Annotated in this window: 8 protein-coding genes; 5 read left to right on the top strand and 3 right to left on the bottom strand. The window is 66.6% G+C overall.

Annotated elements, in window-relative coordinates; genetic code table 11:
* Positions 1-240: 240 nt before the first annotated feature.
* Complete coding sequence (locus SM191_RS14040; RefSeq protein ID WP_306998342.1) at positions 241-513, bottom strand: UvrB/UvrC motif-containing protein; 273 nt, start codon at positions 511-513, stop codon at positions 241-243.
* A gap of 14 nt (positions 514-527) precedes the next feature.
* Positions 528-1,634 carry a tRNA 2-thiouridine(34) synthase MnmA gene (mnmA, locus tag SM191_RS14035; protein WP_445949861.1) on the bottom strand — a complete coding sequence of 369 codons (1,107 nt, stop codon included), beginning with the start codon at positions 1,632-1,634 and terminating at the stop codon, positions 528-530.
* A 142-nt stretch (positions 1,635-1,776) separates the two neighbouring features.
* Here mnmA and SM191_RS14030 point away from each other — a divergent pair, with 142 nt between their 5' ends.
* From SM191_RS14030 to SM191_RS14020, 3 genes are all read left to right on the top strand, one after another.
* The gene (locus tag SM191_RS14030) at positions 1,777-2,007 is read left to right on the top strand and encodes a hypothetical protein (RefSeq protein ID WP_306998347.1); all 231 of its coding nucleotides are present in this window, start codon (positions 1,777-1,779) and stop codon (positions 2,005-2,007) included.
* A gap of 96 nt (positions 2,008-2,103) precedes the next feature.
* Positions 2,104-2,403 carry a CtrA inhibitor SciP gene (gene sciP, locus SM191_RS14025; protein WP_267434254.1) on the top strand — a complete coding sequence of 100 codons (300 nt, stop codon included), beginning with the start codon at positions 2,104-2,106 and terminating at the stop codon, positions 2,401-2,403.
* Positions 2,404-2,541: 138 nt separating this feature from the next.
* Positions 2,542-2,799 carry a GlsB/YeaQ/YmgE family stress response membrane protein gene (locus SM191_RS14020; RefSeq protein ID WP_267434219.1) on the top strand — a complete coding sequence of 86 codons (258 nt, stop codon included), beginning with the start codon at positions 2,542-2,544 and terminating at the stop codon, positions 2,797-2,799.
* Between the two features lie 118 nt (positions 2,800-2,917).
* On the opposite strand, the gene SM191_RS14015 is transcribed toward SM191_RS14020, so the two are convergent.
* The gene (locus SM191_RS14015) at positions 2,918-3,661 is read right to left on the bottom strand and encodes an SIMPL domain-containing protein (protein ID WP_341506737.1); all 744 of its coding nucleotides are present in this window, start codon (positions 3,659-3,661) and stop codon (positions 2,918-2,920) included.
* 205 nt (positions 3,662-3,866) lie between these two features.
* On the opposite strand from SM191_RS14015, the gene SM191_RS14010 reads away from it, so the two are divergent.
* Together SM191_RS14010 and SM191_RS14005 are read left to right on the top strand one after the other, a co-directional pair.
* Positions 3,867-5,042: an efflux RND transporter periplasmic adaptor subunit gene (locus SM191_RS14010; protein WP_341506741.1), complete on the top strand. Its 1,176-nt coding sequence runs from the start codon at positions 3,867-3,869 to the stop codon at positions 5,040-5,042.
* Between the two features lies 1 nt (position 5,043).
* Positions 5,044-8,250, top strand: a complete 3,207-nt coding sequence (locus tag SM191_RS14005; RefSeq protein WP_306998353.1) for an efflux RND transporter permease subunit — start codon at positions 5,044-5,046, stop codon at positions 8,248-8,250.
* Positions 8,251-8,402: the final 152 nt, after the last annotated feature.

Raw genomic sequence — 8,402 nt, 5'->3', positions numbered from 1 at the left:
ACCCCCGGCCCCTCCCCTGAAGGGGAGGGGTGGATCAACCTGATGTCATCCCGCTCTAAGCGAAGCCGCCAACCTTTTTGCGCGCAGAGGCGCGGAGGACGCAGAGAAAATATGATCCTGCGGTAGCGGGCCTCACGGAATCATCGGGGGGCAAAAGTGGACTGGTGTCCGCCTCGGGCACGACAACTCTGCGTCCTCCGCGCCTCCGCGCGAACATATTCTTCGCGTCCCGCTCCAACTTCAACCCTGACGCCGACCCCGCCCTTTGGTCATCGGGTCGGGTTTCTTGGGCGGTACCCAGCCTTCGGGGCGCTCTGGCCGGGACTGGCTGGTGCCCAGACCCATTGCACCGGGTTGTTGTCGGGTCAGGCCGCTGGTGTCGACCGCCATATCCTCCGCCCCGCCGCGCAACAGGTTGATCTGGTCGCGCAGCACCCGCGCTTCCTCGAAGTCGAGGCGTTCGGCGGCGGCCTCCATCCGGTGGCGCAGTTCTTCGATAGTCGGACCGGTCATGCCGGAACAACGCTTCAGGCGGCGATGCGTGCCGCCTCGGTCTGTGCGATCCAGCCGCCGCCCAGCACCCGGTCGCCGTCATACAGCACCGCCGCCTGGCCGGGCGACACGCCATATTCGGGCGCTTCGAAGACCAGCCGATCGCCGACCATGCGGGCGGGCACGGGCTTCGCCATCGAGCGGACCTTGGCGAAGAGCGGGCCATCGAGCGGACCCAGCACGTTCATGGCCGTAAGCCGCGCCGCCTCGACCGCCAGCGCGGTGCGCGGGCCGACGACGACGCGCTTCGTGTCGGGCTCCAGCCGGACGACATAGAGCGGCTCGGGGCTGCCCCCGATCTCCAGACCGCGCCGCTGGCCGACCGTATAGTGGATCAGTCCGCGATGCTCGCCCAGCTTTGCCCCCGTCAGATCGACGATGTCACCGCGCGTATCGGCCTCGGGGCGCAGCTTGCGGACGAGGCTCGCATAGTCGCCATCGGGGACGAAGCAGATATCCTGGCTGTCGGGCTTGGCCGCGACGCCCAGTCCCAGTTCGGCGGCGATCTCGCGCACGCGGGACTTGGGCAGCGCGCCGAGCGGGAAGCGCAGGAAGTCCAACTGCTCCTGCGTCGTCGCGAACAGGAAATAGCTCTGGTCGCGCGCGGGATCGGCCCCGCGATGCAGTTCCGCGCCCCCTTGGCCCTCGACGCGGCGGACATAATGGCCGGTCGCCAGACAGTCCGCGCCCAGATCGCGGGCGAGCTTCAGCAGGTCGGTGAACTTCGGGCCCATATTGCACTGGACGCAGGGGATGGGGGTGCGCCCGGCGAGATATTCGTCGGCGAAGCGGTCGACCACCTGGGTCCGGAAACTGTCTTCGTGATCGAAGACATAATGCGCGATGCCGAGGCGATCGCACACCGCGCGCGCGTCGCGAATGTCCCGCCCGGCGCAGCACGCCCCCGCGCGGCCCACCGCCTCGCCATGGTCATAGAGTTGCAGGGTGACGCCGATGGTTTCGGCCCCCGTGGCATGGGCGAGCGCGGCCACGACCGAACTGTCGACGCCGCCCGACATGGCCACCACGATCCGCCGCGCCCGGGGATCGCCCCCAAGCTGAAAATCCACCATCTGCTCCATGCGCGCGCCATACGCCTTTCGCGCGCGGCTTGCAAAGCGAGCGGCCTGCCTGCGAAGAAAAGCGGAAAATGTCCCCGCCCTTTACCCGACTTTCATATCCGTCCGATAACAGGGTGGTTCACGATCGGGATGGATTGCGCTTTTGGACCTGAGCTTCAACCGCTTTGACCGGGATGCCGAACTGACGGTGCTGCCGCCCGATCTGGCGGTGTTGATGGTCGGTGCGACGGCTCGGCAGGCTGCCAGCCGGACGGCGGCGGTGCAGGCGGGATTCGTTCGCGGCACGGCGGACCCCGTGCTGTTCGCGCCGCTCGACGGCGCGTTCAACGGCCCCATGGCGCGTTATCTGGCCCGGTGGAACAAGAGTGAATAAAGCATTAACCTTTCGACTTTAGGTGATGTTCAAGCGCGTGTGTCAGGGTCGCCGTTACAGACGACATGGGGTAGGGAGCCCCGGTGAGGTTGTATGATGATCGAGAACCAGAAGATCCGTCCTGCGAAAGTGATCGGGCCGCTCGGCGAACCGCTGACGCTCGAATCGCTCCCGCCGCCCAGCACGACCCGCTGGGTGGTCCGTCGCAAGGCGGAAGTGGTCGCGGCGGTGAACGGCGGTCTCCTCTCGGTCGACGAAGTCTGCGATCGCTATGGCCTGACGGTGGAGGAATTCGCCGGGTGGCAGCGCGCGATCGACCGGTCGGGCATGCCGGGCCTGCGCGTCACCCGCATCCAGCATTATCGCTCGCTCTATGAACGCCAGCAGAAATACTGAGGGCGAAAATAAAAACGATCGCATCGTTGACCATGTGAAAACGCTTCATCGAATTGATGGTACGGGCACGGAACAATAACCGCCATTCGCACGTCTTCCCCCCGTGTCCCGCTCGCGGGCCCAACGGAGGGAAAGACAATGGGTATTATCCTGTGGCTTATCATCGGTGGTGTCATCGGCTGGCTGGCCAGCATCATCATGCGTACTGACGCCCAGCAGGGCATCTTCCTGAACATCGTCGTCGGCATCGTCGGCGCGTTCATCGGCGGCCTGATCTTCTCGGGTGGTTCGATCAACAACGCGGGTCTGACGCTGACCTCGTTCCTCGTTTCGCTGCTGGGTGCCGTCATCCTGCTGGCGATCGTGAACCTCGTTCGTCGCGGTCGGGTGCGCTAAGCACTTATTCGCTCCGAGCGGAATCAAAAGGGCCGTCCGGGAAACCGGGCGGCCCTTTTTCGTATATCGGGTATGGGCGATGCCCCCTCCGCCACGCGAGCGAAGGAGGCGGGCCGGATCAGTTCAGCAGGAAGCGGACCGAGACATTGACCGTCACGTCCCGCTCGCCCGGTGCGATGCTAGTCTTGGCCATGGCGTCGGCGGCCATTGCGCGCGCCATCATCATCGGCCGCTCGGGCCCGCCCGCATCCGCGCCGTTCTCGGTGATCGACACGATCCGGGCGACGCGCATCCCCGCCGCCTTGGCATAAAGCTCGGCGCGCGCGCGGGCCTTGGCGACGGCATCGGTACGCGCCTCGTCCAGCGCGGCATCGGGCTTGTCGATCGACAGGTTGGGGCCGTCGATCTGGTTGGCGCCCTGCGCCACCAGCGCGTCCAGCACCGTGCCGGACTTGGCAATGTCGCGGAACCGGATGCTCAGCGTGTTGGTCGCCTGATATCCGGTGATGGTCGGCGGGACATTCTCGCCATAGCGATATTGCGGCTGAAGCTGGACGGTCGCGGTCTGGATGTCGCGGTCGGCGACGCCGGCCCGCTTCACCGCCGCCAGCACGCGCGCCATGCGCTGCGCATTGTCGCTCAGCGCCGCGGCGGCGGTCGCGCCTTGGCTGACCACGCCTGCGCGGATCGTCGCCAGATCAGGCACCCGCGTCGTGCGCCCTTCCGCCGAGATGTCCAGGATCGTACCCGCCGCCGGAACCAGCGGCTCGACCGTGGTCGGAGCGGGCGCCGACTGGGCGGCGACGCCCGACGCTATCGCGAGCGGGGCCAAGGCGGCGGAAAACAGGAATAATTTCATCATCAACTCCCTTTGATGCTGGCAAGGCCTTTGGCCGACCGCGCCGAAACGTGCGATGAACGCGCCCGGCGCATCTTAGAGCCGCCTTAATTCTCCCATACGCAAAGTCGCTTGAGTGCAGTGATGTATTTCTATAATACAGCGGCGAATAGGCGCATCTGAGGCGTGGCCACGACATGACGATGCGGATCGGGGATCGATGACGAACATGAATTACGAAACGGGGGCGATCGGGGGCGGCAGCCATATGGCACTGGAAGGACCCGCGCCCGCACGGCGGCGCTGGATTCCGGTCGTCGTGGTGCTCATCCTCGTGGCGCTGGCGGGCTGGTATCTGCTCGGCGGCAAGAAGCATGATTCGGCCCCCGGTGCCTCCAGCGGGACGCAGGTGCCCAACATCACCGTCGTGGTTCCGGGGCAGCAGGCGGTCAGCCGCATCGTTTCCGCCACCGGTACGCTGGCCGCGCGGCGCGAAATGCCGGTCGGCGTCGCGGGCGAGGGGGGGATGATCACCCGCGTGCTGGTCGAGCCGGGGCAGTGGGTCCGCGCGGGCCAGGTGCTGGCGACCGTCGATCGCTCGGTCCAGACCCAGACCGCCTCCGCGTTGAACGCCCAGGTCGCGGTGGCGCAGTCGGACCAGCAGATCGCACAGGCCGAACTGGACCGTGCGCAGCAACTGGTCGATCGCGGTTTCATCTCCAAGGCCGATCTGCAACGGCGCGAGGCGACCCGCAACGCCGCCGCCGCGCGTGTCCGTGCGGCGCAAGCGTCGTACAGGGAAGCGCAGGCGCGCAACGGTCGCCTCGACATCCGCGCGCCGGCCGAAGGGCTGATCCTGACCCGCGCCGCCGAGCCGGGCCAGATCGTCAGCTCGGGCTCGGGCGTGCTGTTCCGCATGGCGATGGGCGGGCAGATGGAGCTTCGCGCGCAGCTCGCCGAATCGGACCTGGTCGGCCTGACCGCCGGTTCGCCCGCCACCGTCACCCCGGTCGGCGGCGACAAGAGCTTCAAGGGCGAGGTGTGGCAGGTGTCGCCGGTCATCGATCCGCAGACCCGCCAGGGCATCGCGCGGATCGCGCTGTCCTACAGCCCCGAACTGCGTCCGGGCGGCTTCGCCTCGGCGACGATCCGCGGCGGCGCGGGCCGCGCGCCCCTGCTGCCCGACTCGGCGATCCAGAGCGACGACAAGGGCAGTTTCGTGTATATCGTCGGCTCCGACAACAAGGTCGCGCGCCGCAACATCAAGATCGGTCAGGTATCGGACGATGGCGTGACCATTGCCTCGGGCCTGAACGGCAACGAGCGGGTGGTGCGGTCGGCGGGTGGCTTCCTGGCGGTCGGCCAGCTCGTCCATCCGATCCTCGGCGGCCCGGAGGCCAAGTGACATGAGTTTCCGCAACATCTCGGCCTGGGCGATCCGGAACCCGGTTCCGCCTATCGTCCTGTTCGTCGCGCTGACGCTGGCGGGGATCGTCAGCTTCATGCGGATGGACGTGAACAACGACCCCGACATCGACTTCCCGATCGTCGTGGTCGTGGTCAGCCAGCCGGGTGCGGCACCGACCGAACTGGAGACCCAGGTCACCCAGCGGGTCGAGGCGGCGTTGCGGAACCTTCAGGGCGTCGACCAGATCACCTCGACCGTGACCGAGGGCCAGTCGCAGACCCTGGTCCAGCTCGACATCGGCACCCCGATCGACCGCGCGGTCAGCGATGCGCGCGACGCGATCACTCAGATACGATCGATGCTGCCCGACGGCATCCTGGAGCCGCAGGTGATCCGCGTCGATTCGACCGACAACGACCTGGCCAGCTATTCGGCGGTGGCGTCCAACATGACGCCCGAACAGCTTAGCTGGTATATCGACAACAATGTCACCAAGGAGCTGTTGTCGGTCCCCGGCCTCTCCAAGGTCATCCGCAACGGCGGCGTGACGCGCGAGATCCGCGTGATCCTCGATCCGCTGAAATTGCAGGCGCAGGGGCTGACCGCCAGCGAGGTCAATGCGCAGTTGCGCATGACCAACCTGAACGCCGCCGGTGGCCGTGCCGAGATCGCGGGAACCGAGCAGGCCGTCCGCGTGCTGGGCAATGCGCGCAACGCCTATGACCTGGGCCAGACCCAGATCAACGTGCGCGGCGGGCGTACGGTGCGGCTGGCCGATATCGCCACGGTCCGCGATCTCTATGCCGAACAGCGTTCGCAGGCGGCGGTCGACGGGCGGCAGGTCATCAGCTTCGACTTCCAGCGGGCCAAGGGCGCCTCGGACGTCAGCGTCTATAACGGCGCGGTCGAGAAGCTGAAGGCGCTGGAAAAGCGCAATCCGGAGGTCAAGTTCGTCCTCCGCTCGAACAGCGTGAAATATACCGAGCAGCAATATGAAAGCGCCATCCATGCGATGATCGAGGGCGCGGTGCTGGCGGTGATCGTCGTGTTCCTGTTCCTGCGCGACTGGCGTGCGACGGTGATCTCGGCACTGGCCATCCCGCTGTCGGCGATCCCGACCTTCTGGGTCATGGACCTGATGAACTTCACGCTCAACCAGATGACGCTGCTGGCGCTCAGCCTGGTGGCGGGCGTGCTGGTCGACGACGCGATCGTGGAGATCGAGAATATCGTGCGCCACATGCGGATGGGCAAATCCGCCTATCAGGCGTCGATCGACGCGGCGGACGAGATCGGCCTCGCCGTGCTGGGCACCACCATGGCGATCGTCGCGGTGTTCCTGCCCGTGTCGATCATGCCGGGCGTGCCGGGCCAGTATTTCAAGAATTTCGGCCTGACCGTCGTCGTCTCGGTGCTGATGAGCCTGGCGGTGGCGCGGATGATCACGCCAATGATCGCGGCCTATTTCCTGAAGTCTGCCGGCCATGCCAGCCATGGCGAGGGGCGTCTGATGGACATCTATATGGCGACGCTGCGCTGGTCGCTGCGTTATGACCGACCGACCGAGGGCACGCGGCGCGGGGTGGTGCGGCGCTTTTTCGGGCGGTTCCGCGACCATCGCCTGTGGGTGATCGGCATCGGCGTGATGGCCTTCGTCCTGACCGTCGTGATGTTCGCGGTCATTCCCAAGACCTTCCAGCCGCCGCAGGACAATGACCAGGCGGTCGCCAAGATCGAGATGGTGCCCGGCACCACGCTGGCCCAGACCGATCAGGTCGTAAAGAAGGTCGCGCAATTCCTGCGCAAGCAGCCGGACGTCGAATCGGTCTATTCGCGCACCAGCGTCGGCAATGGCCGCGTGGTGGCGACGTTGAAGGAGGATCGCTCGATGAAGAGCACCGACTTCGAACGCTCGCTGGCCCCCGAACTGGCGGCGATCCCCGATGCGCGCGTATCCTTCCAGTCGCAATTCGGCTGGGGTTCGAGCGGACGTGACCTGACCATCACGCTGGGCGGCGACGATCCGGCGGTGCTGCGCGATACCGCGAACAAGATCGTCGAGCAGATGGGGACCGTCCCGGGCCTCGTCGCGCCGCGCATCGTCGGCAATCTCGACCGGCCCGAAATCGTGATCCGTCCGCGCCTCGACCTCGCGGCCAATCTGGGCGTGACGACGCAGGCGTTGTCCAGCGCGATCCGGATCGCGACCCTGGGCGATATCGACCAGAATTCGGCGCGCTTCTCGCTGTCGGATCGGCAGGTGCCGATCCGCGTGGCGCTGGACCAGAATGCCCGGGCGCGGATGTCGACCATCCAGAATCTGCCGGTGCAGACCCAGACCGGCGGCTCGGTGCCGCTCAGCGTCGTCGCCGATATCGGGCTGGGCGCGGGGCCGACCCAGATCGACCGCGTGAACCAGCGGCGTCAGGTGACGGTCGGCGCGGACCTCGCCAAGGGCGTAATCAGCGGCGACGCGATGAAGAAGGTCCACGACCTGCCGATCATGAAGAATCTGCCGATGGGGGTCAGCGAAATGGTGCTGGGCCAGGCCAAGATGCAGAACGAGATGATGACCAACTTCTTCACGGCGATCATCTCCGCCATCTTCATGGTCTTCGCGGTGCTGGTGCTGCTTTATCGCCGCTTCCTGCCGCCCTTCGTCAACATGGCCTCGCTGCTGCTGGCGCCCCTGGGCGGGTTGCTGGCGCTGCACTTCACCGGCAATCCGCTGTCGCTGCCGGTCTATATCGGGTTGCTGATGCTGCTGGGCATCGTCGCCAAGAATTCGATCCTGCTGATCGACTTCGCGCTGGAAGAGATCGCCAAGGGCGTGCCGGTGCGCGACGCGGTGCTGGACGCCGGCCACAAGCGCGCCCAGCCGATCGTGATGACCACGGTGGCGATGGTCGCGGGCATGATCCCGACCGCCTTGTCGCTGGGCGGTGACGGATCGTGGCGCAGCCCGATGGGCGTGACGGTGATCGGCGGCCTCGCCATGTCGACCATCCTCACCCTGTTGATCGTGCCCGCCGCGTTCAGCCTGGCCGTCGGGGTCGAGCGCTGGATCGGCCCGCGTCTGGGCAAGCGGCTGCTGACCTACAAGCCCGGCGACGAAACGGGCGGCGGGCCGGTGATCGAAGGCCCCACGGGCGGCCCCGCACTGCCGCCCGCGACCGGCAAGCTGGGTTATGGTCCGGCGGAATAAATCCTCCCCGGAACGGGGAGGGGGACGATCCGAAGGATGGTGGAGGGGGCGCGCCACAAAGGACAGCCTGCGTGGAAGCCCCCCCTCCGGCAGGGGTTTCGCCCTGCCACCTCCCCGTACCGGGGAGGTTCATCCCATTTTCGTTACGCTCG

Origin of the sequence: Sphingomonas sp. 2378, assembly GCF_038084995.1 — a bacterium.
Lineage (GTDB): Bacteria > Pseudomonadota > Alphaproteobacteria > Sphingomonadales > Sphingomonadaceae > Sphingomonas.
Note: the sequence above shows the minus strand (reverse complement) of the source record. Positions and strands in the feature narration are given on the sequence as shown.